Source organism: Streptomyces sp. PTL18 (assembly GCF_059510295.1).
In genome coordinates this window covers 42,990-66,227 of the sequence record NZ_JCAJZO010000012.1, presented here as the reverse complement: position 1 = coordinate 66,227, position 23,238 = coordinate 42,990, and the positions used below count along the sequence as shown (strand labels likewise).

Annotated in this window: 22 protein-coding genes; 16 read left to right on the top strand and 6 right to left on the bottom strand. The window is 72.0% G+C overall.

What is annotated here, in order from left to right; translation table 11 throughout:
- Positions 1-98: 98 nt before the first annotated feature.
- The 4 genes from hutU to hutI all read left to right on the top strand — a co-directional run bounded on the left by hutU (position 99) and on the right by hutI (position 5,615).
- Complete coding sequence (gene hutU / locus AC5WS8_RS22765; protein WP_496105292.1) at positions 99-1,763, top strand: urocanate hydratase; 1,665 nt, start codon at positions 99-101, stop codon at positions 1,761-1,763.
- Positions 1,760-2,977: an allantoate amidohydrolase gene (locus AC5WS8_RS22760; protein WP_496105291.1), complete on the top strand. Its 1,218-nt coding sequence runs from the start codon at positions 1,760-1,762 to the stop codon at positions 2,975-2,977. Before hutU ends, AC5WS8_RS22760 begins: the two co-directional genes overlap by 4 nt.
- Complete coding sequence (locus AC5WS8_RS22755; RefSeq protein WP_496105290.1) at positions 2,968-4,308, top strand: formimidoylglutamate deiminase; 1,341 nt, start codon at positions 2,968-2,970, stop codon at positions 4,306-4,308. Before AC5WS8_RS22760 ends, AC5WS8_RS22755 begins: the two co-directional genes overlap by 10 nt.
- Before the next feature lie 77 nt (positions 4,309-4,385).
- Positions 4,386-5,615 carry an imidazolonepropionase gene (gene hutI / locus AC5WS8_RS22750; protein ID WP_496105289.1) on the top strand — a complete coding sequence of 410 codons (1,230 nt, stop codon included), beginning with the start codon at positions 4,386-4,388 and terminating at the stop codon, positions 5,613-5,615.
- Here the strand turns inward: hutI and AC5WS8_RS22745 are convergent.
- Together AC5WS8_RS22745 and AC5WS8_RS22740 are read right to left on the bottom strand one after the other, a co-directional pair.
- Positions 5,573-7,129: a ricin-type beta-trefoil lectin domain protein gene (locus AC5WS8_RS22745; protein ID WP_496105288.1), complete on the bottom strand. Its 1,557-nt coding sequence runs from the start codon at positions 7,127-7,129 to the stop codon at positions 5,573-5,575. The two genes, hutI and AC5WS8_RS22745, sit on opposite strands and share 43 nt — an antisense overlap.
- 315 nt (positions 7,130-7,444) lie before the next feature.
- Positions 7,445-8,356: an RNA polymerase sigma factor SigF gene (locus AC5WS8_RS22740; RefSeq protein ID WP_496105287.1), complete on the bottom strand. Its 912-nt coding sequence runs from the start codon at positions 8,354-8,356 to the stop codon at positions 7,445-7,447.
- A 251-nt stretch (positions 8,357-8,607) separates the two neighbouring features.
- On the opposite strand from AC5WS8_RS22740, the gene AC5WS8_RS22735 reads away from it, so the two are divergent.
- The 6 genes from AC5WS8_RS22735 to AC5WS8_RS22710 all read left to right on the top strand — a co-directional run bounded on the left by AC5WS8_RS22735 (position 8,608) and on the right by AC5WS8_RS22710 (position 13,362).
- Positions 8,608-8,976, top strand: coding sequence for an STAS domain-containing protein (locus AC5WS8_RS22735; RefSeq protein ID WP_496105286.1), 369 nt, complete (start codon positions 8,608-8,610; stop codon positions 8,974-8,976).
- Positions 8,977-9,230: 254 nt separating this feature from the next.
- Positions 9,231-9,773 (top strand): ATP-binding protein, encoded by a 543-nt coding sequence (locus AC5WS8_RS22730; protein ID WP_496105285.1) that lies wholly within the window; start codon positions 9,231-9,233, stop codon positions 9,771-9,773.
- A 178-nt stretch (positions 9,774-9,951) separates the two neighbouring features.
- Positions 9,952-10,665 carry an LPXTG cell wall anchor domain-containing protein gene (locus AC5WS8_RS22725; RefSeq protein WP_496105284.1) on the top strand — a complete coding sequence of 238 codons (714 nt, stop codon included), beginning with the start codon at positions 9,952-9,954 and terminating at the stop codon, positions 10,663-10,665.
- A gap of 29 nt (positions 10,666-10,694) precedes the next feature.
- Positions 10,695-10,913, top strand: coding sequence for a hypothetical protein (locus AC5WS8_RS22720; protein ID WP_496105283.1), 219 nt, complete (start codon positions 10,695-10,697; stop codon positions 10,911-10,913).
- A complete protein-coding gene (locus AC5WS8_RS22715) occupies positions 10,910-11,974 on the top strand; it encodes a hypothetical protein (protein WP_496105282.1) in 1,065 nt (354 codons plus the stop codon). Before AC5WS8_RS22720 ends, AC5WS8_RS22715 begins: the two co-directional genes overlap by 4 nt.
- 89 nt (positions 11,975-12,063) lie before the next feature.
- Positions 12,064-13,362, top strand: a complete 1,299-nt coding sequence (locus AC5WS8_RS22710) for a hypothetical protein (protein WP_496105281.1) — start codon at positions 12,064-12,066, stop codon at positions 13,360-13,362.
- Between the two features lie 74 nt (positions 13,363-13,436).
- Here the strand turns inward: AC5WS8_RS22710 and AC5WS8_RS22705 are convergent, their stop codons facing one another.
- Positions 13,437-14,933 (bottom strand): oligopeptide:H+ symporter, encoded by a 1,497-nt coding sequence (locus tag AC5WS8_RS22705; protein WP_496105280.1) that lies wholly within the window; start codon positions 14,931-14,933, stop codon positions 13,437-13,439.
- A 534-nt stretch (positions 14,934-15,467) separates the two neighbouring features.
- On the opposite strand from AC5WS8_RS22705, the gene AC5WS8_RS22700 reads away from it, so the two are divergent.
- Entirely contained in the window at positions 15,468-16,145 is a 678-nt protein-coding gene (locus tag AC5WS8_RS22700; RefSeq protein WP_263230290.1) for a response regulator transcription factor, read from the top strand.
- Positions 16,146-16,432: 287 nt separating this feature from the next.
- Positions 16,433-17,710 carry a sensor histidine kinase gene (locus AC5WS8_RS22695; protein WP_496105279.1) on the top strand — a complete coding sequence of 426 codons (1,278 nt, stop codon included), beginning with the start codon at positions 16,433-16,435 and terminating at the stop codon, positions 17,708-17,710.
- 213 nt (positions 17,711-17,923) lie between these two features.
- On the opposite strand, the gene AC5WS8_RS22690 is transcribed toward AC5WS8_RS22695, so the two are convergent.
- Positions 17,924-18,466 carry a GtrA family protein gene (locus AC5WS8_RS22690; RefSeq protein ID WP_496105278.1) on the bottom strand — a complete coding sequence of 181 codons (543 nt, stop codon included), beginning with the start codon at positions 18,464-18,466 and terminating at the stop codon, positions 17,924-17,926.
- Between the two features lie 312 nt (positions 18,467-18,778).
- On the opposite strand from AC5WS8_RS22690, the gene AC5WS8_RS22685 reads away from it, so the two are divergent.
- Genes AC5WS8_RS22685 through AC5WS8_RS22675 form a run of 3 tightly spaced genes read left to right on the top strand, consistent with a single transcriptional unit; the run spans position 18,779 to position 21,682 of the window.
- Positions 18,779-19,972: a 5-(carboxyamino)imidazole ribonucleotide synthase gene (locus AC5WS8_RS22685; protein WP_496105277.1), complete on the top strand. Its 1,194-nt coding sequence runs from the start codon at positions 18,779-18,781 to the stop codon at positions 19,970-19,972.
- Complete coding sequence (gene purE, locus AC5WS8_RS22680) at positions 19,969-20,499, top strand: 5-(carboxyamino)imidazole ribonucleotide mutase (RefSeq protein ID WP_496105276.1); 531 nt, start codon at positions 19,969-19,971, stop codon at positions 20,497-20,499. Before AC5WS8_RS22685 ends, purE begins: the two co-directional genes overlap by 4 nt.
- 4 nt (positions 20,500-20,503) lie before the next feature.
- Entirely contained in the window at positions 20,504-21,682 is a 1,179-nt protein-coding gene (locus AC5WS8_RS22675) for a dipeptidase (protein ID WP_496105275.1), read from the top strand.
- 54 nt (positions 21,683-21,736) lie between these two features.
- Here the strand turns inward: AC5WS8_RS22675 and AC5WS8_RS22670 are convergent, their stop codons facing one another.
- Both AC5WS8_RS22670 and AC5WS8_RS22665 read right to left on the bottom strand, forming a co-directional pair.
- Complete coding sequence (locus AC5WS8_RS22670; protein ID WP_496105274.1) at positions 21,737-22,129, bottom strand: VOC family protein; 393 nt, start codon at positions 22,127-22,129, stop codon at positions 21,737-21,739.
- A 14-nt stretch (positions 22,130-22,143) separates the two neighbouring features.
- On the bottom strand, positions 22,144-22,503 hold the full coding sequence (locus AC5WS8_RS22665) for a VOC family protein (RefSeq protein WP_496105273.1): 360 nt from the start codon (positions 22,501-22,503) through the stop codon (positions 22,144-22,146).
- A 164-nt stretch (positions 22,504-22,667) separates the two neighbouring features.
- Here AC5WS8_RS22665 and AC5WS8_RS22660 point away from each other — a divergent pair, with 164 nt between their 5' ends.
- Positions 22,668-23,189 carry a CGNR zinc finger domain-containing protein gene (locus AC5WS8_RS22660; protein ID WP_496105272.1) on the top strand — a complete coding sequence of 174 codons (522 nt, stop codon included), beginning with the start codon at positions 22,668-22,670 and terminating at the stop codon, positions 23,187-23,189.
- The last annotated feature ends 49 nt before the right edge of the window (positions 23,190-23,238 follow it).

Genomic DNA, 23,238 nt, shown 5'->3' with positions numbered 1-23,238 from the left:
GTATTGACTAGCTCTATTCAGGGCGCGAGGATATGAATAACCACTGCAACAGTCCCGCGCGCTCCCGCCGCGTGACGTCGTCCACCAGGAGGCAGACCATGTCAGGACCCCGGCCCGTCCGAGCGCCCCGCGGCACGGAACGCAGCGCCCTGGGATGGCAGCAGGAGGCCGCCCTGCGGATGCTGCAGAACAACCTCGACCCCGAGGTCGCCGAGCACCCCGACAAGCTGGTCGTCTACGGCGGCACCGGGAAGGCCGCGCGCGACTGGCGCTCCTTCGACGCGATGGTCCGCACCCTGAGGACGCTCAAGCAGGACGAGACGATGCTCGTCCAGTCCGGCCGCCCCGTCGGCGTCATGCAGACCCACGAGTGGGCGCCGCGCGTCCTCATCGCCAACTCCAACCTCGTCGGGGACTGGGCCAACTGGGAGGAGTTCCGCCGCCTGGAGGCCCTCGGCCTGACGATGTACGGGCAGATGACCGCCGGCTCCTGGATCTACATCGGCACCCAGGGCATCCTGCAGGGCACCTACGAGACGTTCGCCGCCGTCGCCGCCAAGAAGTTCGGCGGCTCGCTGGCCGGAACCATCACCCTGACCGCCGGCCTCGGCGGCATGGGCGGTGCCCAGCCGCTCGCCGTCACCATGAACGACGGCGTCGCGATCTGCGTCGACTGCGACCCGCGGGCCATCGAGCGCCGCATCGAGCACCGGTACCTGGACGTGAGGGCCGACTCCCTGGAGCACGCCCTCCAGCTGGCCGTCGAGGCGCGCGACGCCCGCCGTCCACTGTCCATCGGCGTCCTCGGCAACGCCGCCGAGCTGGTGCCGCAGCTCCTCGCCATGGGCGCGCCCATCGACATCGTCACCGACCAGACCTCGGCCCACGACCCGCTGTCGTACCTGCCCGTCGGCGTGGCCTTCGAGGACATGGCCGCCCACGCCGCCAAGGACCCGGCCGGCTTCACCACCCGCGCGCGTGAGTCGATGGCCCGGCACGTCGAGGCCATGGTCGGCTTCCTGGACGCCGGTGCGGAGGTCTTCGACTACGGCAACTCGATCCGCGGTGAGGCGCAGCTCGCGGGCTACGAGAGGGCGTTCGCCTTCCCCGGGTTCGTCCCCGCCTACATCCGGCCGCTGTTCTGCGAGGGGAAGGGCCCGTTCCGGTGGGCGGCGCTGTCCGGCGACCCGGCCGACATCGCGAAGACCGACCGGGCGATCCTCGATCTGTTCCCCGAGAACGAGTCGCTCGCGCGCTGGATCAGGATGGCGGGGGAGCGGGTGCACTTCCAGGGGCTTCCGGCGCGTATCTGCTGGCTCGGGTACGGCGAGCGGGACAAGGCCGGTGAGCGGTTCAACGACATGGTGGCGAGCGGGGAGCTGAGCGCGCCGATCGTCATCGGGCGCGACCACCTCGACTGCGGGTCCGTCGCCTCGCCGTACCGCGAGACGGAGGCGATGCTCGACGGATCGGACGCCATCGCGGACTGGCCGCTGCTGAACGCCATGGTCAACGTGGCGTCCGGCGCGTCGTGGGTGTCCATCCACCACGGCGGCGGCGTCGGTATGGGCCGGTCCATCCACGCCGGGCAGGTGACGGTGGCCGACGGCACGAAGCTCGCCGGCGAGAAGATCCGCCGGGTGCTGACCAACGACCCCGGGATGGGCGTCATCCGGCACGTCGACGCCGGGTACGACATCGCGGAGTCCGTCGCCGGGGAGCGGGGCGTGCGGGTGCCGATGCGCGAGGGTGACGACGCGTGACGTTCCACAGCATGTGGGCGGAGTTGCTGCCGGTCGGCCGCAACTCCGCCTCCGGTGGCTACCGCCGCTTCGCCTGGACCGGTGCCGATGCCGAGTGCCGGGCCTGGTTCAAGGACCAGGCCGAAGCCCGGGGACTGGTCCACGAAGTCGACCGGAACGGGAACCAGTGGGCCTGGCTCGGGGACCCCGCCCGGGGGGATGCCGTGGTCACCGGGTCCCACCTCGACTCCGTGCCCGACGGCGGGGCCTTCGACGGGCCACTCGGGGTGGTGTCCGCCTTCGCCGCGCTCGACGAGCTGCGCAGCAGGAACGGCCGGTTCGCCAAGCCTTTCGGCATCGTCAACTTCGGCGACGAGGAGGGCGCCCGGTTCGGGCTCGCCTGCGTCGGGTCGCGGCTCGCCGCCGGGCAGCTCACCCGGGACCGGGCGCACCGCCTGACCGACGGTGACGGAGTCACGTTGCCGCAGGCCATGGAAGCCGCCGGGTACGACCCCGACGCCATCGGACCCGATCCCGAGCGGCTCGCCCGGATCGGCGCGTTCGTCGAGCTGCATGTCGAGCAGGGTCGGGCACTCGACATCGGCGGGGACCCCGTCGGGGTCGCCAGTGCCATCTGGCCCCACGGGCGGTGGCGGTTCGACTTCCGGGGCGAGGCCAACCACGCGGGCACCACCCGCCTCGTCGACCGGCGCGACCCCATGCTGCCGTACGCCGGGACCGTGCTCGCCGCCCGCCGCGAGGCCGAACTCGCCGGTGCCGTCGCCACCTTCGGGAAGGTCGCCGTCGAACCCAACGGGGTCAACGCCGTCCCCTCCCTCGTCCGCGGCTGGCTCGACTCCCGCGCCGCCGACCAGGCGAGCCTGGACACCGTCGTCGGCGGCGTCCGGGAGGCGGCCCGGGAGTACGCCGAGGCGCACGGTGTCGATCTGGACGTGGTGCGCGAGTCGTTCACGCCCGTCGTCGAGTTCGACCACGCCCTGCGGGACGAACTGCTCCGCATCCTCGGCCGGGACACCGGCCTGACCGTGCCCGTCCTCGGCACCGGGGCGGGACACGACGCCGGGATCCTCTCCGGGAGTATCCCGACCGCCATGCTGTTCGTGCGCAACCCCACGGGCGTGTCGCACTCCCCGGCCGAGTACGCCGCCGAGGACGACTGCCTGGCCGGGGTGACCGCGCTCGCCGACGTACTGGAAGGGCTGGTGTGCAGGTGACACGGACGTACTGGCTGGAGCACGCCTGGCTCGACCCGGCCGTTGAGCCGGGCGTCGCCCTGGAGGTGGCCGACGGGCGCATCACCGCGGTCCGCACCGGCGTCGACGCGCCCGAGCCCGGCGCCGAGGTCCTGCGCGGGCTCACCCTCCCCGGACTCGCCAACGCCCACAGCCACGCCTTCCACCGCGCCCTGCGCGGCACCGTCCAGGTCGGCTCGGGAACCTTCTGGACCTGGCGGGAGGTCATGTACTCGTTCGCCGACGGACTGACCCCGGACACGTACCACGCGCTCGCCCGTGCCGTGTACGCGGAGATGGCGCTGGCCGGGGTCACCGCCGTCGGCGAGTTCCACTACGTGCACCACGCTCCCGGCGGCACCCCGTACGCCGACCCCAACGCCATGGGGGAGGCGCTCATCGCGGCCGCCGCCGAGGCCGGCATCCGGATCACCCTCCTGGACACCGCGTATCTGTCCTCCGGCTTCGGACAGCCGCCCAACACCCACCAGCTCCGCTTCTCCGACGGCACCGCGGAGGCCTGGGCCGAACGCTGTTCAGTTCTCAAGGAACGCGATCACGCGCGGATCGGTGCGGCCGTCCACTCCGTACGGGCGGTGCCCGCCGACCAACTGGCGACGGTGGCGCGCTGGGCCGAGGAGCGGCGGGCCCCGCTGCATGTGCACCTGTCCGAGCAGACCGCCGAGAACAACGCCTGCCAGGAGGCACACGGCCGCACCCCGACCCGGCTCCTCGCCGACCACGGCGTCCTCGGGCCGCGCACCACCGGAGTGCACAGCACGCACCTCACGGACGAGGACATCCGGCTGCTCGGCTCCACCTCCACCGGCACCTGCATGTGCCCCACCACCGAGCGGGACCTCGCCGACGGCATCGGCCCGGCACCGGCCCTCCAGGCGGCCGGCTCGCCGCTCAGCCTCGGCTCCGACAGCCACGCCGTCATCGACCTGTTCGAGGAGGCCCGCGCGATGGAGCTGAACGAGCGGCTGCGCACCCGCACCCGCGGCCACTGGACGGCGGCCGCCCTGCTGCGCGCCGCCGGTGCCGACGGGCACGCGGCGCTCGGCTGGGACGGCGCGGGCTTCCTGGAGCCCGGCGCGCTCGCCGACTTCACGACGATCGCGCTCGACTCGGTCAGGACCGCCGGTCCGCTGCCACGGCTGGGCGCCGAGACGGCCGTATTCGCCGCGACGGCAGCGGATGTGCGCCATACGGTCGTGGGCGGCCGGCACGTCGTCCGCGACGGAGCCCACACGCTCGTACCGGACGTGCCGCAGGCGCTGGCGGACGCCGTCGCGGCACTGCGCGCCTGACGACCCCGAGCCGCACGTCCCCGAGCCACACGTCCACGACGCCGTCCGCCGACCGCCCGGCCACCCACGAGGAACCCATGAGCAGCACGGTCATCACCAACATCGCCAGTCTGGTCACCAACGACCCCTCCCTCGGTGACGCCTCCCCCCTCGGACTGATCCGGGACGCGGCCCTCGTCATCGACGGCGACCGCGTCTGCTGGATCGGTGAGTCAAGCAAAGCACCCGCCACTGACAACCGGGTCGACGCCGGAGGCCGCGCGGTGATCCCGGGTTTCGTGGACTCCCACTCCCACCTGGTCTTCGCGGGCGACCGCACCGAGGAGTTCAACGCCCGCATGTCGGGCCGCGGTTACTCGGCGGGCGGCATCCGCACCACGGTGGCCGCGACCCGGGCCGCGACCGACGCGGAACTGGAGGCCAACCTCGTCCGCTACCTGACCGAGGCCCTCCGCCAGGGCACCACCACCCTGGAGACCAAGTCCGGCTACGGCCTCACGGTCCACGACGAGGAACGGGCCCTGCGCATCGCCGCCGCGCACACCGACGAGGTCACCTACCTGGGGGCCCACATCGTCTCCCCGGACCACGCCGACGACCCGGCCGCGTACGTGGCCCTGGTCACCGGTGAGATGCTGGACGCCTGCGCACCGCACGCCCGCTGGATCGACGTCTTCTGCGAGCGGGGCGCCTTCGACGGCGACCAGGCCCGCGCGATCCTCACCGCCGGCCGGGAGAAGGGCCTGCACCCGCGCGTCCACGCCAACCAACTGTCGTACGGACCGGGCGTGCAGCTCGCCGTCGAGCTCGGCGCGGCCAGCGCCGACCACTGCACGCACCTGACGGACGCCGACGTCGACGCCCTCGCGAACAGCGACACGGTCGCCACCCTGCTGCCGGGCGCCGAGTTCTCCACCCGCGCCCGGTGGCCCGACGCCCGCCGCCTCCTCGACGCGGGCGCCACGGTCGCCCTGTCCACCGACTGCAACCCCGGCTCGTCCTTCACGTCGTCCGTGCCGTTCTGCATCGCGCTCGCCGTGCGGGACATGTGCATGACCCCGGACGAGGCACTGTGGTCGGCCACCGCGGGCGGCGCCCGCGCCCTGCGCCGCACGGACATCGGCCGCCTCACTCCCGGTGCCTGCGCGGACCTTGCGATCCTCGACGCCCCGAGCCACGTCCACCTGGCCTACCGCCCGGGCGTGCCCCTGGTCGCCGAGGTCTGGCGGAGGGGCCGAAAGGTCGCCCGGGAGTCAGGCAGCCGTCAGGACGCCCCCGCCTTCCACCGCTGGCCGTCGTCGCCCTGATCCGGGACCAGGAACACCGTGTCACCGTCGTAGGGCGTCACCGCGTGGTCGGGGGCGATCGCCGGGCGGATCACGCCGCGGGAGTCCACGGTGAAGCGCAGGTTCTGCCCGTTGCGGCCGTCCACCGCCGAGCACTCCCAGATGCCGACGCCCCGGTCGGTGGAGCCGCGGCTGTCCAGGCAGAAGTCCGGGTCGGCCTCCGACTGCAGCACGCCGCGCGAGGCGTCGACGCGCCAGCGCTGCGTCGGGGACGACGTGCAGGGGGCGGTGATGACGTCCGTGCCCAGGTCCATCACCCCGTCGCGGATGTCCAGGCACAGCCCCGACGCGACGTTCACCACCTGGGCGTACGTGCCGTTCGGCGGGTGCGCGGCGGGAGGTTTCGGTTTCGGGGAGGCCGGGTGCGTCGTCGCCGTTCGCGAGGGCGTCGGTGCGGGGCTCGGCGACGTCGTCGCCGGGGTGGGGGAGGGCGAGGGGGAGGGCGAGGACGACGGCGTCACGGAGACCGTCGCCGTCACCGTCACCTCGGGCGGCGTCGGCGGGCGGATGGCACTCGCGGCCCGCTCCGGCTCCGAGCCGCCCGAGGCCATCAGATAGACCAGCAGCGGAGCCAGTGCCAGGCCCAAGGCCGTGGCCGTCAGCGCGAACCCCCGCGACGGCCACCAGTCGGCGAGCCGGGCCCCGGCAGCCGCGCACTGCTCCTCCCCGTGGCCCCTCACGTACGCCGCGCCGCCCCACGGCAGCAACCCCTCCGCCAGTGCCGTGCGCCGGGCGTCCCGCAGGTGCGACAGCTCCTCGTACGCGGTGGCACAGTGCACGCAGTACGCCATGTGGGCGTGCAGATCGGCGCTGTAGCGCGGTTTGTCGGGGCGCACCGACTCCTCGACGAGCCGCCGGAAGTCCTGGCAGCGCGGGTTGCCGGAGCCGGCGAGCCGGGTCTTCAGAACGGACTCGCGCAGCGCCTTGACCGCCGGTTCGATGTCGTACGCCACGTCCTGCGGGGTCAGCCCGAGAAGGACCGCCGTGCGCTCCGGCGGCTCCTGGTCGACGACGCCGTACCAGACCAGGCCCTGCACCCGCACCGGGAGCGCCTGGAACGCCGTCAGCATCGCCGGGGCCACACCCTCGGGTCCGGCGGCGCGCAGATGCGCGAGCAGCCCCGGGTCGAGCCGGGCGGCACGCTCGTCCGTCGCCCAGGACGCGGTCACCCGGCCTGCGAGCAGAAGGAGTTGATGGCGCCAGGGGCAGCGCGGTTCGATGCCGCGGGCGGTGTCGCGGGCTGCGAGCGCGAACGCCTGCGCGGTCAGCTGCCGGGCCGCCGCCTCGTCGACCGTGCACAGCCGTGCGTAGGCGAGGACCGCGGGGCGGTGGCGCATGCGTAGTTCGCGCAGAGCTGGATACGCGGTCGGGGTGTCCGTCCTCAGCAGATCGGTGAGGCGGGCGTCGGGCACCGTAGCGTGCATGCCGCCGCCGGCCTCGACATCGTCGTCGTCGTCCCGCTCCGCCCGGGTCATCCCGCTGCCTCCTCGCAGCCCGCGTCTGTCGGCGGGCACGCCTGGGACCCAGACGTACCGGCCGGTAGCGAGTGACCATAGTGAGGGAAGTCACGTCGCGGGAAAAGGGGTTCCCGCGGGTAACCGGGCAACGGGTTGTGAGCATGTGACGAACGTCCGGGAAACAACGTGTGGGACACCTGTCGCACGCAAGTCGCCCGGTGCCCGGTCGAGTTCTGGGATTCGGCCGGACACCGGGCGGCCGGCACCACTTGGCTGGTACCCCTCGGCAGGTGCCGCTCGGCAGATGTCACTCACCGCGTGCCGCGGCGGGACTCACTCCTCGACGGTGAGCCCCTTCCGCAGGCGCCCCAGAGTGCGGGACAGCAGCCGTGACACGTGCATCTGCGAGATGCCCAGTTCCTCGCCTATCTCCGACTGGGTCATGTTGGCCACGAAGCGCAGCGAGAGGATCTTCCGGTCACGCGGCGGAAGTTCGGCGATCAGCGGCTTGAGCGACTCGACGTACTCGATGCCCTCGAGCCCGTGGTCCTCGTAGCCGATGCGGTCCGAGAGCGCGCCCTCGGAGTCGTCCTCCTCGGGCTGGGCGTCGAGGGAGCTGGCCGTGTAGGCGTTCGACGCGGCCATGCCCTCGACGACCTCCTCGTTGGAGATGCCGAGGCGCTCGGCCAGTTCGGCCACGGTGGGTGCGCGGTCGAGCCTCTGGGCCAGTTCGTCGCCGGCCTTGGCCAGGTCGAGACGCAGCTCCTGCAGCCGGCGCGGAACGCGGACCGACCACGACGTGTCGCGGAAGAAGCGCTTGATCTCGCCGACGATCGTCGGCATGGCGAAGGTGGGGAACTCGACGCCTCTGCTGAGCTCGAACCGGTCGATGGCCTTGATCAGGCCGATCGTGCCCACCTGGATGATGTCCTCCATCGGCTCGCTGCGCGAGCGGAAGCGGGCGGCGGCGAACTTCACCAGGGCCAGGTTCAGTTCCACCAGTGTGTTGCGGACGTACGAGTATTCGTGCGTTCCCTCTTCGAGGGACTCGAGCCTCTCGAAGAGAGTCTTGGAAAGGGCCCGGGCGTCGACCGGTCCCACTTCCTGGTACGGGGGGATCTCCGGTAGGCCGTCGAGGCCGGCGAGGCCTTCGTGGTCGGTGAGGCCGTAGGCATGGTCCGGTCGTTCCAGGGGTGTTGTCGACGTCGCCCTCTGGGTATGCGATTCGTCGAGCCGGGGTGACATGATGTCCTCCATCGTTGTCGGCATATGGCCGCCGATGCCCATATGTGCACTGCGGTGTGCGGCGCCCTCCAAAGCCGGCCGTGTTGAATACGTGTCTGTACTAGCCCTACCCGCTTTCGTTGACCGTTCGCAAGTGCGTACTGTGGCGAAATGTCCGATTTGGTCGGGTTGTTCGGGTGTTGAGAGGCGTGTAGAGGGCGTAATGTTCGAGGGCGTCCATCAGGAACCACGACGGTCGGGAGAGAGACGGCATGGACCGCGGGACGGTCGGCAGCGCACAGTCGGGCCGGCTTCTGGTCGAGGTGCGGCAAGAGGGCACGAGCGCCGTCGTGACCCCGGCGGGTGAGCTGGATCACCACACCGCCGATCTGCTGCGCGAACCTCTCGAGGACTGCCTTGAGAAGGGTTCCTCACGCCTGGTCGTCGACTGCTCACAGCTGGAGTTCTGCGACTCCACCGGGCTGAACGTCCTGCTCTCGGCCCGGCTGAAGGCCGAGTCCGCGGGTGGTGGGGTCCATCTCGTGGGGATGCAGCCGGTCGTGGCCCGGGTCTTCGAGATCACCGGGGCGGACGCCGTCTTCACCGTCCACGACACGCTGGACGCGGCGCTGGCCGAGTGACGCCGCCGATGGTTCGTGTCCCGGACGCCGCCGCGTTATCGACGCGTTACGCGCGTCACAGCTCCCCGGCGGAATCCATGTGTGTTCCGGCGGTCCGGTCGGGCAGGAGACATGCTGACCATGTCGGCAGTGCGGGCGAAGGCCGCCAGGAACGGGCCCGAACGCACGGCATGAGCAACAACCGACGGATACGACGTCGACCCACGTACTGAGTCTTGAATCGTGAACTGGTGAATCGGTGAGGTGAAGCGCTGATGAGCACCACCCGGCCCTACTCGCCGGGCGACCGCGGCCCCGAGCCCAGCGGCGCTTCCGGAACGCCCGCGCAGGGCCCGCCGGGCGAGGGCGCCTCGTCCGGCACGCCCGGGGAGGCGGCGCCCTCCTCCCGTCGGCAGGTCCGCAGGATGAGCTTCGCGGGCGAGAGCGGTGTGGTGCCGCTCGCCCGGGACTTCACCCGCCAGGCGCTGTACGCATGGGGCTGGCTGCCCGCCGCCACCGCCGACCAGCGGGCCGCGGCCGAGGACGTGCTGCTCGTCGTCTCCGAACTGGTCACCAACGCCTGCCTGCACGCCGAGGGCCCCGAAGAGCTGTGGATCGCCTGCGACAACAAGGTGCTGCGCATCGAGGTCTCCGACCGGGGCTCCGGTCAGCCCGCCCCCCGCACCCCGCACCGCGCCGGACGCCCCGGCGGCCACGGCATGTTCATCGTGCAGCGGCTCTGCCTGGACTGGGGCGTCGTCAGGAGTCCCGGCGTCGCCGGCAAGACGGTGTGGGCGGAGCTCGGCACACCCGCGTGACACGGCTCTGAGCCGGCGGGCGGCCGACCTCCGGTTACCCGCGGTTCGAACCCTTCTTCGCACGGCATGCCCCGCGCGCCGAATCGCCATGGATCCGGCGTGCACCGTGTCTTCCTTCTCCACGGCCCCCGGCGTACCTTGACGGCCGATCTGATGTGCCGTCAGGAATGAGGGGACCGTGTCGTACCACAAGCGAAGCGCCGCGCTCGCGTCCGCCGCTGCCCTGGCCGGCTCGGCGGTCCTGATGACCGCTCCCGTGGCCCGGGCCGACGTCGTCGACGTCAACTACCAGTGCAGGACGCCGATCGGTGACAAGAGCGCCGTCTCGCCCATCGACATCGAGGGCGTCAAGAGCGGCAGCGGCTACCGGATCACCATGTCCTGGCAGAAGGGCGTCTCCTCCAGCCCCGTCGAGCTGGGCAAGGGCGCCATGAACCCGAGTGCCACGATCGTGCTGGGCGGCGCCGACAGCGGCACCCTGACGGTCACGGGCCCGGCCAACCAGGCGGCGATCCCCGCCGACACCCCCATCAAGATCAGTGACTTGAGCGGCACGTACACGCCCGGGAAGACCGGCAAGGTGACTTTCACCGCGGGCGTGCTCACCATCAAGGCGCTCGGTACGACGACCACGTGCACGCCCGCCAACCACCCGGGACCGGCCCTGACCCTCGGCGTCACGGCCGCCGGCGGCGGCACCTCCGGCTCCGCCCCGAGCGGCTCCGCCCCGAGCGGCTCCGGCGCGGACGGAACGACCTCCCGCGGACAGCTGCCGCAGACCGGACCCGAGGACTCCGTGATCGCCCTCGGCACCCTCGGCGGCACCGTCCTGCTGGTCGGCGCGGCCGGCGTGCTGTGGCTGACACGCCGGAGCCAGGCGGTACGCCACTGAGCCGACCCCCCGTACCAGCAGGAGCCGCCATGCCGTACGTCCGCCCCGTCCTCGCCGCCCTCTGCGCGAGCCGGCTGGTCGACGCGCCCGCCGTCGCCGACGCCGGCTGGTCCCCGGGCGGCGCGGGCGGGCGGCCGTACGTGTACGCGGAGTGCGAGCCCGCATCGGTCCTCCGGGACGCGGTGCCGGCGCGCGACCCGGCCGAACGTCCGCGTACCGCGGCCGGGTCGACGGGAGCGGTGAGGTGAAGGGGCGCGTCGCCGCACTTCTGGCGGCACTCGTGCTCGTTCTGGCGCCGCTGGCGGCGCCCGCCCGGGGCGCCGGCGAACCGGCCGTCGAGCTGTCCGCGTCCCAGGCGGGGGCGGGCGGCCCGGTCACCGTGACCGGCAGCGGCTGGCGGCCGAGGACACTGCTGATGATCCTGATCTGCGGGCAGGCCACGCCGTCCCGTGGGGTGATCGGCGGCACCAACTCCTGTGCCAACGCGGACGGACGGGCCGTCACGACCGACGCGCGAGGCCACTTCACAAGGAAGCTGCCGGTGGCCGAGCCGCCCGCGCCGTGCCCCTGCGTGGTGCACGTCGCCACCGTCACCGGGGCGGCCGCGGACGCCGACGCGGCCCTCCAGGTCGCCGGGCACCCCGTGCGGCCGCTGCCCGCCGGGTCCGCGGCCGGGCGTCTGACGGTGCTGACGGACACCCGTCTCGACGGTTCCAGCGGGCTGCTGACCTGGTTCGGGGCCCCGCCGCGGCGCACGCTCGTGTTCACGGTGGGCAACGTCGGCTCGTCCGAGGTGAGGGACCCCGTCTTCCGGGTCGGCACCGCGCACGGCGTGTTCGCGCCGCAGTGGGACGAGCAGCAGTGGCGCGGCACGGTCGCGCCCGGCAGAAGGGCGGAGATCAGGCTTCCGGTGGAGCTCACGGCGGGCGCCCACGGCGACTACACGGTCTCCCTGGAATACGGCGGCAAGGTCCTCGCGGAGCAGCCGTGGGGTGTCGGCCGGCCCTGGGGCGTGAGCGTCTTCTGGGGCCTGGTCTGCCTGGTCGTACCGGCGGCGGTGTACCGCGCCGGCATGGCGGTCGTGGACCGGGCGCGGCCGCGCGGCGCGGTCGTACGGCACCGGGGGCTGCGGCTGCCCGGCCCCGCCCCGCGTCTGCCGAGGGCGCCCGCTCCCACCAGGACCGGCACAGGCACCACTTCGGCCCTGCCGTGGTTCACCCCGGACAGCGATCCGGGGACCGCGGCCGGCGGCCGGCTCTCCGCACCGCACGAGGACAGTCCGGCGGCCCCGACGAAGGGAAACACGTGAGAACGCAACGGAGAGGGTCCAGGGCGGCGCGCGGAGAGCGCGCGGCGGGGAGCCGTGGCAGAAGGGCGGGCGCGGCAGGAGCGGCACTGATGCTGGGCGGCGCGGGCATCCTGCTCGGCGTGGCCGCGGCGCCGGCCCAGGCGGCCGGGGTGTCGTACGCCACCGAGTGCGTCCCGCCTCCGATCTCCGGGCTGCCCCCGGTCGAGGGCACCACCGAGGTGGAGATCACGGCACCGGCCGAGGCCAAGGTCGGCGACGTGGTCACGGTCACCTGGAAGTTCCTGCGGGCCGCCTCCAGGAACCCGGACGTGCTCGACCTGGACAAGGACACGGTCAAGCCGACCGGGACGCTGAAGGCGGGCGGCGCGCAGACCGCCGGCATCGCCATGGAGGGGCCGCGGTCGAACCCGCCGATCCCGAAGAACAGCGACATGAAGCTGTCCGATATGACGGGCACCCTGAAGCTGACGGCGGCGGGCGAGGTGACGCTCACACCGGACGCGTACACCGTCAACGTCAGCAAGCCGCTCTCCACGGACACCAGGTGCACTCCGAAGGAGACGGTGCGACCGGCCGCGACCATCGAGGTGACGGACGGCGGCGGGGGTTCGGGCGCCACCGGCGGGCTGCCCACGGTCACCCCCACCCTGCCGACGAGCGTGCCGACGCACCTCCCCACCGGCTCCTCCTCGTCGTCCCCCACGGCGAGCGCGACGCAGACCGGGGGCTCCGGCACCGGGGGCGGTGACGGCGGCGGGCAGACGGACTTCACGGGCCGGGAGGTCGAGGTGCCGTACGCCTGCAAGACACCGATCGGCGACAAGAGCGCCACGTCGCCCGTGGAGATCGACGCGAGGAAGGACGGCGGGAACTTCGGTCTGACCGTGCGGTTCAAGAAGTCGGTGATGAACAGCCCGGCCGACATCCCGAAGGGGTCGGTGAAGCCGTCGATGGAGGTCGTGGTGGCGGGCGCGGACAAGGGCACGGTCCACGTCGAGGGCCCGACGAACGCCCAGGACATCAAGTCGGGGGAGCCGATCGCGATCCCTGACCTGACGGGCACCTACAAGCCGGGCGCGAGCGGGCGGTCGACGCTGTCGCCGGGCGTGCTGACCATCAAGGCCCTGGGCACCACGACGACGTGCACACCGACGAAGACGGCGGTGTCGCTGACGCTGGACACCGCGCAGCAGCCAGGCGGGACGTCGGGCGGTACGACGGGCGGCACGACGGGCGGTGGATCTGCAGGCGGTGGTTCGGCAGGCGGCGGCCTGGCCCGGACGGGCACGGACGATCACGGCACCCTGAAGGCCCTCGGCCTGGTGGCAGGCACCGCGATCCTGCTGGGCGGCGCGGTCTTCACGTTCCTGCCCCGTCGCGTTCGCTGAGCCCGGGAACAGCGGAGGGCCGCCGCACCCGCACAGGTGCGGCGGCCCTCCCGGGCCGGGGCCCGGGACAGACGTCAGTGCACGTCGCCCATGAGCTCCTCGACCTTGCTGCGGTACATCCACACCGCGAGACCGGCGAGCACGGCGAGCGCGGCCTCCAGGGCGACGATGCCGGTCTTGTTCAGGTCGACGCCCGCGATGGACAGCAGACCGGTCGTGGCGTCACCGGCGGTGACGGCCAGGAACCAGACACCCATCATCTGGGAGGCGTACTTCGCCGGCGCCATCTTCGTGGTGACCGACAGACCCACCGGGGACAGCGTCAGCTCACCGATGGTCTGCACGAAGTAGATCGCCACCAGCCACATCGCGGCCGCCTTGTGACCGCCGTCGGCGATCGCCAGGGGGGCGAGGAAGAGGAAGAAGGACGCGCCGATCAGGACCAGGCCCATCGCGAACTTCACCGCGGTGCTCGGCTCCTTGCCGCGCCGGGCCAGCGCCAGCCACGCCCAGGCGAAGACCGGGGCCAGCGCCATGATCATGACCGGGTTGACCGACTGGTACCAGGAGACCGGGAAGTTCCAGCCGAGGATCGTGTTCCGCGCCGAGGAGTCTGCGAACAGCGAGACCGTCGAGCCACCCTGGTCGTAGATCATCCAGAACACGGCCGCGGCGACGAAGAACCAGATGTACGCCGTCATCTTCGACTGGTCGGTCCGGTCCAGCTCCTTGTCCCGCTTGATGCGGGCGATGACCAGAACCGGGATGACCAGGCCCGCCACGGTGATCGGGACCAGCAGCCAGTTCAGCGTGTAGGCGCCGGAGAAGCCGACGATCGCGTAGAAGACGACCGCGACACCCGCCCACAGGGCGGCCTTCGTCAGGGTGGCCTTCTTCTGCTCGGCCGTCAGCGGGGTCGGGACGACATCGGAGTGCGAGCTGAGGTGACGGCGGCCGAGCAGGAACTGGCCGAGGCCGAGCGCCATGCCGAGCGCGGCGAGCGCGAAGCCCAGGTGCCAGTTGACGCTCTCACCGACGGTGCCGATGGCCAGCGGCGCGGCGAAGGCACCCAGGTTGATGCCGATGTAGAAGACGGTGAAGCCACCGTCACGCCGTGGGTCGTCCGGGCCTTCGTAGAGGTGCCCGACCATCGTCGAGATGTTCGCCTTCAGCAGGCCGGAGCCGATCGCGACGAGGCCCAGACCGGCGAAGAAGGTGCCGGAGGTGGGCAGGGCCAGCGTGAGGTGGCCCAGCATGATGACGAAGCCCGCCACGGCGACCGTCCGGCGGGGACCGAGGACGCGGTCGGCGAACCAGCCGCCCGGCAGGGCGAGCAGGTATACGAGCGACACGTACACCGAGTAGATCGCGGTCGCGGCGGCCGTGCTCAGGTGCAGGCCGCCCGGTGCCACCAGGTACAGCGGGAGAAGGGCCTTCATGCCGTAGTAGGAGAACCGCTCCCACATCTCCGTCATGAAGAGGGTGGCCAGTCCGCGGGGGTGGCCGAAGAAGGTCTTCTCGGATCCGGGGGTGCCCGGGCGGACCGAGTCCTTCGTCAGGCTGGACGCCATAGTGGTTCCTTGCTGGTCGGGACGCGCTGCGCGAGTGTCGCGCGCCCGTGGGGGGACGGCCGGCACCGGCGGGATCGGGCGTCCGCCCCACGCCCGGGGGGTGTACGCCCCGGATCGCGGAGCGATGGACGGCGACCACCGGGATCCACGCCTCTACGCGCGTTGAGCGCTCGAGGCCCGGCCACAGGTCATTCCTTCAGGGCTGGAGGGAGGCCAGCCCGCACGCAAAAGAGACCTTCAGCGTCGAGCTACCGCCAAAGGTCCCTGCTGGTGCTACAGGCGTTCTCTTCACCATACGGCACGACACTGCCGGATATGGAAGGAGTTGAGATGCGGATCACAGGTGGTTACGGAACCATGGTCGCTCATTCGAAGGTCTTCCCCCAAACGGCCCCCAACAGGTGCAGGTTCGACCACGCAGCGTGACCGACGGTAGCGCCGGCGCACCATCCCGTGTACAGGTAAGAGCCAGGTCCGCCGATCACACCCGCGATCACACCTTTGCTCTTGTCCTGGGCGGACTACCATCACCCCATGACCCGTGTACTGCTCGCCGAGGACGACGCGTCCATCTCGGAGCCGCTGGCTCGTGCCCTGCGCCGGGAGGGTTACGAGGTCGAGGTGCGCGAGGACGGACCCACCGCGCTCGACGCCGGAATGCAGGGCGGCGTCGACCTGGTCGTGCTCGACCTCGGACTGCCCGGCATGGACGGCTTGGAGGTGGCCCGCCGGCTGCGTGCCGACGGCCACACCGTCCCCATCCTGATCCTGACCGCGCGAGCCGACGAGGTGGACACCGTCGTCGGCCTCGACGCGGGCGCCGACGACTACGTCACCAAGCCGTTCCGGCTCGCCGAACTGCTCGCCCGGGTCCGCGCCCTGCTGCGGCGCGGCGCCACCGAGCCCGCGCAGCCGCCCGCCACGCACGGCGTGCGCATCGACGTGGAGTCGCACCGGGCGTGGATGGGCGACGAGGAGCTGCAGCTCACCGCCAAGGAGTTCGACCTGCTCCGGGTCCTGGTCCGGGACGCGGGCCGGGTCGTCACGCGAGACCAGCTGATGCGCGAGGTCTGGGACACCACGTGGTGGTCGTCCACCAAGACCCTGGACATGCACATCTCCTGGCTCCGCAAGAAGCTGGGCGACGACGCGGCGAATCCGCGGTACATCGCGACGGTACGGGGAGTGGGCTTCCGGTTCGAGAAGAACTAGTGCCGCAACAGGCAACATTCGCCCCGTCGCGACGCCCGGCACGCACTCTCGCCGCACCGGCCGACTGTTGCGGCCCCAGCCGGGCGCTGCCGCCGGGGCTCCGCCGGGATCCGGTGTGCCCGGGTGGCCCAGGGCGTCACGCCGCCGTGGCCGGTGTGCGTCCCGGCCACGGGTCCGCCGCGGCTGGTCGCGCAGCTCCCGCGCCCCCTCAGGGCGCGGCCCCACCCCATGGCCCAGACCTGTCCGGGGCACACTGGTCGTCGTAAAGCCACCGCCCGGAGGGCCCCGTGCGTCGTCGTCTCATCCAGTCCACCCTCGCCGTCGTCCTCGTGGTGATCGCGGTCTTCGGCGTCTCCCTCGTGATCGTCGAGACACGGACGATCAGCAACAGCGCCCAGGAGCGCGTCGACTCCGAGGCACTGCGCCTCGCCAGCATCGTCGACAGCCGCATCCTCGGCGACGAGAAGGTCAACGCCGCGGTCTTCAAGGACCAGGTCACCGGCGACAGGTACGCGGTGATCGACATCCCCGGCCAGCCCTCCATCCGGGTCGGCACCCAGCCCAGCGGTGATGCCATCCACTCCACGACCAAGGGCGAGGAGGGCGAGACGGTCCGGGTCGAGGAGCCCCGCTCCGCCGTCACGCGGGAGGTCGGCCGTACGCTGCTGATCATCGCCCTGGTCGCGCTTCTCGCCATCATCGCGGCGGTGCTGCTCGCGGTGCGCCAGGCCAACCGTCTCGCGTCCCCGCTCACCGACCTCGCCGAGACCGCCGAGCGCCTCGGCTCCGGGGACCCGCGGCCGCGCCACAAGCGGTACGGCGTCCCGGAGCTGGACCGGGTCGCCGATGTCCTCGACGCCTCCGCCGAGCGGATCGGCCGCATGCTGACCGCCGAGCGGCGCCTGGCCGCCGACGCCTCCCACCAGCTGCGGACACCCCTCACCGCCCTGTCCATGCGGCTGGAGGAGATCACGCTCACGGACGACCCGGACACGGTGAAGGAGGAGGCGACGATCGCGCTGACGCAGGTCGAGCGGCTCACGGACGTCGTGGAGCGGCTGCTGACCAACGCCCGCGATCCCCGCACCGGCTCCGCCGTCTCCTTCGACCTGGACGAGGTCATCCAGCAGCAGCTCGCCGAATGGCGGCCCGCCTACCGCAGCGCGGGGCGCGCGATCGTCAGCTCCGGCAAACGGCATCTGCGGGCCGTGGGGACGCCGGGGGCGGTCGCCCAGGTGCTGGCGGCGCTGATCGAGAACTCGCTCATGCACGGGGGCGGCACGGTCGCCCTGCGCACCCGGGTCACCGGCAATCAGGCGGTCGTGGAGGTCACGGACGAGGGGCCGGGGGTGCCGCCGGAGCTGGGCTCCCGCATCTTCGAGCGCACCATCAGCGGCCGTAACTCCACGGGCATCGGGCTCGCGGTGGCGCGTGACCTCGCGGAGGCCGACGGGGGCCGGCTGGAGATGCTCCAGGCCAAGCCGCCGGTCTTCGGCCTGTTCCTGTCCCGCACCCCGTTGAAGCTGCCCGCCGCACCGGAGGAACCGGAACGCACCGTGAGGTGAACCGGAGCGCCGGGGGCCCGGTGAGGCGGCGGGTCAGGACTTCCAGGCCGCACCACGCCGGGCGATGGTCTTCATCCACCGCGCCGCATCGGGCGACGGCCTTGGGATTCGTCGCGCCACGCCAGGCGATGGCCCTGCTCACGCGCGGGGGGAGGGGCTGCTCAGGTACTGAGGGAAGAGCTGCTCACGCGCCCCGCGGGGTGTCGCCGCCGGTCAGCGGTTCGCGTGCTCGTCGTGGCGGCGCTGCTGCTCCGCCTCCTGGAGTATCGACTCGGCGCCCGCCACCGCCGACACGGCCGGCATCGCCCGGAACACCCAGGTGCGGTACGACCAGAAGCGGAACAGCGTCCCGAGGCCGATGCCGAGGAACTTGAACACGTTGCTCTGCAGAGGGCTGTCCCAGCCGAACCCGTACGTCGCCACGTACAGCACGCCGTTCTCGATCACCAGTCCCGCCGCGCTGAACACCAGGAACAGGGTCATCTCGCGGGTGCGCCCGCTCCTTTCCCGGTCCCGGTAGGTGAAGTAGCGGAAGCCGAGGTAGTTGAAGCCGATCGCGACGACGGTGGCGATGATGCTCGCCCGGACCACCTGGAGCCCCGTGACGTTCCGCACCAGGTTGAACACCAGGAGGTTGACCAGCAGTCCCGCCCCGCCGACCGCGCCGAACTTGACGATCTCCCGCAGCAGCCGGTCGAACTTCCGGCGCACCGCGGCCCGGGGCCTGTCCTGCAGACTTGTGGAACCACTGCCCATCGTGTCGCCAGCCCCCGTCGGGTTCGGTCGTACTCGGTTGCATCCGTCGTGTCGTTCGTGTCACCCGGTCGTACCGGCGCCTCCTCGGAGAGCGCCGAACGCTTCCGCCGACCCGGCCATGCTAACGAGCGCCGGTGAACGATGTCCGGGGACCATACATGAGGACGGAAAGAAAGCCGCCGGGACCCCGTTCCCGCAGACCGTCATGAGGTCTCTCCGCGTACCCCTCGAAAGTCCCTCGGAGACGGCCCTTCAAACGTGCTCCAGGGGGACGGAAACCGGCCTCCCCGGCCGGACCGATACCCTGGGGGCGTGACGTTCCCGGTAGTCGGCATGGTCGGCGGTGGCCAGCTCGCTCGTATGACCCACGAGGCGGGCATCCCGCTCGGCATCAGGTTCAAGCTCCTCAGTGACACCCCGCAGGACTCCGCGGCACAGGTCGTCAACGACGTGGTCGTCGGCGACTACCGCGACCTGGAGACGCTGCGTGCCTTCGCGCGGGGCTGCGACGTGATCACCTTCGATCACGAGCACGTGCCCACCGAGCACCTGCGGGCCCTGGAGGCGGACGGCGTCCCCGTGCGTCCCGGCCCGGACGCGCTCGTGCACGCCCAGGACAAGGGCGTCATGCGCGCCAAGCTCGACGCGATCGGCGTGCCCTGCCCGCGGCACCGGATCGTCAGCGACCCGGAGGACGTCGCGGCGTTCGCGGCCGAGCTCGAAAGGGGCGGGCACGAAGCGCCCTCCGGCAAGGGCGGCGGTGAGGGACGGACGGGCGGCTTTCCCGTGGTCCTGAAGACCGTCCGCGGCGGCTACGACGGCAAGGGCGTGTGGGTGGTGGACTCCGCCGAGGAGGCCCAGGACCCCTTCCGCGCAGGCGTCCCCGTCCTCGCCGAGGAGAAGGTCGACTTCGTCCGGGAGCTGGCCGCCAACGTCGTACGGTCGCCGCACGGGCAGGCCGTCGCCTACCCGGTCGTGGAGTCCCGGCAGGTGAACGGCGTCTGCGACACCGTGATCGCCCCCGCCCCCGGCCTGGACGAGGCCCTGGCCCTTCAGGCCGAGCAGCTCGCGCTCACCGTCGCCGAGGAACTCGGCGTCGTCGGCCACCTCGCCGTGGAGCTGTTCCAGACCCGCGACGGCCGCATCCTCGTCAACGAGCTGGCGATGCGCCCGCACAACTCGGGCCACTGGTCGATGGACGGCGCGATCACCTCGCAGTTCGCCAACCACGTCCGGGCCGTCCTCGACCTCCCGCTCGGCGACCCGCGCCCGCGCGCCAAGTGGACGGTCATGGTCAACGTCCTCGGCGGTGACTACCCGGACATGTACTCGGCGTACCTGCACTGCATGGCGCGCGACCCGCAGCTCAAGATCCATATGTATGGCAAGGACGTGAAGCCCGGCCGCAAGGTGGGTCACGTCAACACCTACGGCGACGACCTCGACGAGGTGCTGGAGCGCGCCCGTCACGCAGCCGGCTACCTGAGAGGCACGATCACCGAATGAGCCCTGTTGTTGGCATCGTCATGGGGTCGGACTCCGACTGGCCCGTCATGGAGGCCGCGGCGAAGGCCCTCGACGAGTTCGAGATCGCGTACGAGGTCGACGTCGTCTCCGCGCACCGCATGCCGCGCGAGATGGTCGCCTACGGTGAGCAGGCCGCGGACCGCGGACTGAAGGTGATCATCGCGGGCGCGGGCGGCGCCGCCCACCTGCCCGGCATGCTCGCCTCCGTCACCCCGCTGCCCGTCATCGGCGTCCCGGTCCCGCTGAAGTACCTCGACGGGATGGATTCGCTACTGTCGATCGTGCAGATGCCGGCCGGTGTGCCGGTCGCGACCGTCTCCGTGGGCGGTGCCCGCAACGCCGGTCTGCTCGCCGCCCGCGTTCTCGCCGCGCACGACGAGGAACTCCTGCAGAGGATGCGGGAGTTCCAGCAGGATCTCAACGACCAGGCCACCGAGAAGGGCAAGCGCCTGCGCTCCAAGGTCGAGGGAGCGGCGGCGGGTTTCGGCTTCAACTCGGGGAAGTGACCCGGTGAGTTCTCTTGAGACAGCCCGGGAACTCCTGCGCGAGTTCCCGGTCGTCGACGGCCACAACGACCTGCCCTGGGCGCTGCGCAAGCAGACCCGCTACGACCTCGACACGCTGGACATCGCCCGGCACCAGAACGCCCGCCTGCACACCGATCTGCCCCGGCTGCGCGAGGGCGGGGTCGGCGCCCAGTACTGGTCGGTGTACGTGCCCTGCGACCTGCCCGACCCGGTGCCCGCGACGCTGGAGCAGATCGACTGCGTACGGCAGCTGCTCGCCCGCTACCCGGCGGACCTGGCCCCCGCCCTGACCGCCGCCGACATGGAGACGGCGCGTGAGGACGGCCGGATCGCCTCGCTCATGGGGGCGGAGGGCGGGCACTCCATCGCGGGCTCCCTCGGCACGCTGCGGGGCCTGTACGCGCTCGGTGTCCGGTACATGACCCTCACCCACAACGACAACGTGGCGTGGGCGGACTCCGCGACCGACGAACCGGGCGTCGGCGGCCTGTCGGACTTCGGCCGTGAGGTGGTCCGGGAGATGAACCGCCTCGGCATGCTCGTCGACCTCTCGCACGTGGCGGCGACCACGATGCGCGACGCGCTGGACACCGCCGAGGCACCGGTGATCTTCTCCCACTCCTCGGCCCGCGCGGTGTGCGACCACCCGCGCAACATCCCCGACGACGTCCTCGAACGCCTGCCCGCCAACGGGGGCGTGGCGATGGTGACGTTCGTGCCGAAGTTCGTCCTCCAGGCGGCCGTCGACTGGACGGCCGCGGCGGACGACAACATGCGCGCGCACGGCCTGCACCCCCTCGACACCACCCCCGAGGCGATGAAGGTCCACCGCGCCTTCGAGGAGCGCACCCCCCGCCCGGTCGCCACGGTCGCGACGGTCGCCGACCACCTCGACCACATGCGCGAGCTGGCGGGCGTCGACCACCTCGGCATCGGCGGCGACTACGACGGCACCGCCTTCACCCCGGACGGCCTGAACGACGTCTCCGGCTATCCGAACCTGATCGCGGAGCTGCTCGACCGAGGCTGGTCGAGAGCCGATCTGGCCAAGCTGACCTGGCAGAACGCGGTACGGGTGCTGGGCGCGGCCGAGGACGTGGCGCGCGACCTGCAGACCAGGCGCGCACCGTCGAACGCGACCATCGAGGAACTCGACGGCTGACCGGCCGAGCGGGGCGGCCGACCGTCCGAACCGCCGCCGCGCCCGGCCGGCGGCTCAGGTGTGCTCGATCCGGCACAGGCAGAAGGGATGCCCCGCCGGGTCGGCGTACACCATGAAGTCCTTCTCCTGCCGGTCCTCCGTGTCGAGCGGCTTCGCGCCCAGCTCCAGCACCTTCTCGTGCGCCGCGTCCACCTCCTCCCAGGTGGAACCCGCGTCGAAGTCGAGGTGGAACTGCTGCGAGTTGCGGTCCGCGCGCGGCCACTCCGGCGGGGTGTGGTCCTCCGCCCGCTGGAAGGCGAGCCGCGGCCCGTCGGGGATGCGCAGGACGACCCAGTCCTCGTCCTCGGCCTGGGGCGTGCCGCCGCCCACGCGCGCGTAGAACTCGGCGAGCGCGCGCGGGTCCGGGCAGTCGATCACCACATTGCGGAAACGTGCCACAGCGGGCATGAGGGGCCTCCTCGTCAGCAGGCGCAGAGACAGAACGGGTGCCCGGCCGGGTCCGCGTACACGCGGAAGCTGCGCGAGCGGTCCTCCGCGTCGAGCGGCTTCGCGCCCAGCTCCAGCACCCCCTTCTCCGCCGCGTCCAAGTCCTCCACCACCAGATCCAGATGGAACTGCTGCGAGTGGTCGGGCGCGGGCCACTTCGGCGGTACGAATCCGGGCGCCGCCTGGAAGGCCAGCGCCTGCCCGCCGGGCATCCGCAGGTCCACCCAGTCGCCCTCGCCCTCGACGCTGCCGCCGAGCACCTCGGCGTAGAAGGCGGCGAGCGCGCCCGGGGCGGGGCAGTCCAGGACGACGGGGCCGAGCTTGGCAAGAGCCATGACTTCCTCCAGATCGCGGTTACCCATGGAGCGCAGTTACCGGTAGACCTCAGTAACCAGTAACGGTTACTGCATGCTCTCGTTGATGCGGTAACCGCGCAAGAGGTACACGCCGACCGGTCTCGGTTACCCCATCAGCGCGCGCTGGGGGTAACGTCGCGGGCATGAGTGAGCGATCGCCCGCGCCCGGCGGCCTGGAACTCGTCCAGGCCCTGGTGAACACGCTGGACATCGAGTCGGGCACCGACGCGCTGGACACCGCGGAGGGCCGGGCCCGATTCGCTCTCAGGGCGGACGAACTGCCGCGCGCCCGAGAACTGCGCGAGTCGCTGCGCGCGGCGCTGCTCGCCCACGCGGGCCACCCGCCGCACCGCGGGGTGACCCCGCTGACCCGGCTGCTGGCGCACGCCCCGCTGTACGTGGTCGTCGACGAGAGGGACGGCTCGGCCCGGCTGGCCCCCGCCGGCGAAGGCTCCCTGCACGCGCGCGTGGCGGCCGCCGTCGCCGAGGCGCTGACAGCAGGCACCTGGGGCCGCCTGAAGGCCTGCGAGGCCGTGGACTGCCACTGGGCGTACTACGACCGCAGTCCGGCCGGACGCGGCCGCTGGTGCTCGATGTCGGTGTGCGGGGCGCGCGCGAAGATGCGGCGGTACCGGGCGAAGGAGGCGTGGGCGAAGGAGGCGTGATCCACAGGGAGTTCCGGCGGCCGGACACCGGCCCGGTGGTGCAGAATGC

Excerpts from the sequence above, each read along its gene's own strand:
- AC5WS8_RS22665 (WP_496105273.1), bottom strand. The coding sequence starts at position 22,503 with ATGGCTCTTGCCAAGCTCGGCCCCGTCGTCCTGGACTGCCCCGCCCCG.
- purE (WP_496105276.1), top strand. The coding sequence starts at position 19,969 with ATGAGCCCTGTTGTTGGCATCGTCATGGGGTCGGACTCCGACTGGCCC.
- AC5WS8_RS22690 (WP_496105278.1), bottom strand. The coding sequence starts at position 18,466 with ATGGGCAGTGGTTCCACAAGTCTGCAGGACAGGCCCCGGGCCGCGGTG.
- AC5WS8_RS22700 (WP_263230290.1), top strand. The coding sequence starts at position 15,468 with ATGACCCGTGTACTGCTCGCCGAGGACGACGCGTCCATCTCGGAGCCG.
- AC5WS8_RS22730 (WP_496105285.1), top strand. The coding sequence starts at position 9,231 with ATGAGCACCACCCGGCCCTACTCGCCGGGCGACCGCGGCCCCGAGCCC.
- AC5WS8_RS22710 (WP_496105281.1), top strand. The coding sequence starts at position 12,064 with ATGCTGGGCGGCGCGGGCATCCTGCTCGGCGTGGCCGCGGCGCCGGCC.
- hutU (WP_496105292.1), top strand. The coding sequence starts at position 99 with ATGTCAGGACCCCGGCCCGTCCGAGCGCCCCGCGGCACGGAACGCAGC.
- AC5WS8_RS22720 (WP_496105283.1), top strand. The coding sequence starts at position 10,695 with ATGCCGTACGTCCGCCCCGTCCTCGCCGCCCTCTGCGCGAGCCGGCTG.
- AC5WS8_RS22745 (WP_496105288.1), bottom strand. The coding sequence starts at position 7,129 with ATGACCCGGGCGGAGCGGGACGACGACGACGATGTCGAGGCCGGCGGC.
- AC5WS8_RS22660 (WP_496105272.1), top strand. The coding sequence starts at position 22,668 with ATGAGTGAGCGATCGCCCGCGCCCGGCGGCCTGGAACTCGTCCAGGCC.
- hutI (WP_496105289.1), top strand. The coding sequence starts at position 4,386 with ATGAGCAGCACGGTCATCACCAACATCGCCAGTCTGGTCACCAACGAC.
- AC5WS8_RS22670 (WP_496105274.1), bottom strand. The coding sequence starts at position 22,129 with ATGCCCGCTGTGGCACGTTTCCGCAATGTGGTGATCGACTGCCCGGAC.
- AC5WS8_RS22740 (WP_496105287.1), bottom strand. The coding sequence starts at position 8,356 with ATGTCACCCCGGCTCGACGAATCGCATACCCAGAGGGCGACGTCGACA.
- AC5WS8_RS22705 (WP_496105280.1), bottom strand. The coding sequence starts at position 14,933 with ATGGCGTCCAGCCTGACGAAGGACTCGGTCCGCCCGGGCACCCCCGGA.
- AC5WS8_RS22735 (WP_496105286.1), top strand. The coding sequence starts at position 8,608 with ATGGACCGCGGGACGGTCGGCAGCGCACAGTCGGGCCGGCTTCTGGTC.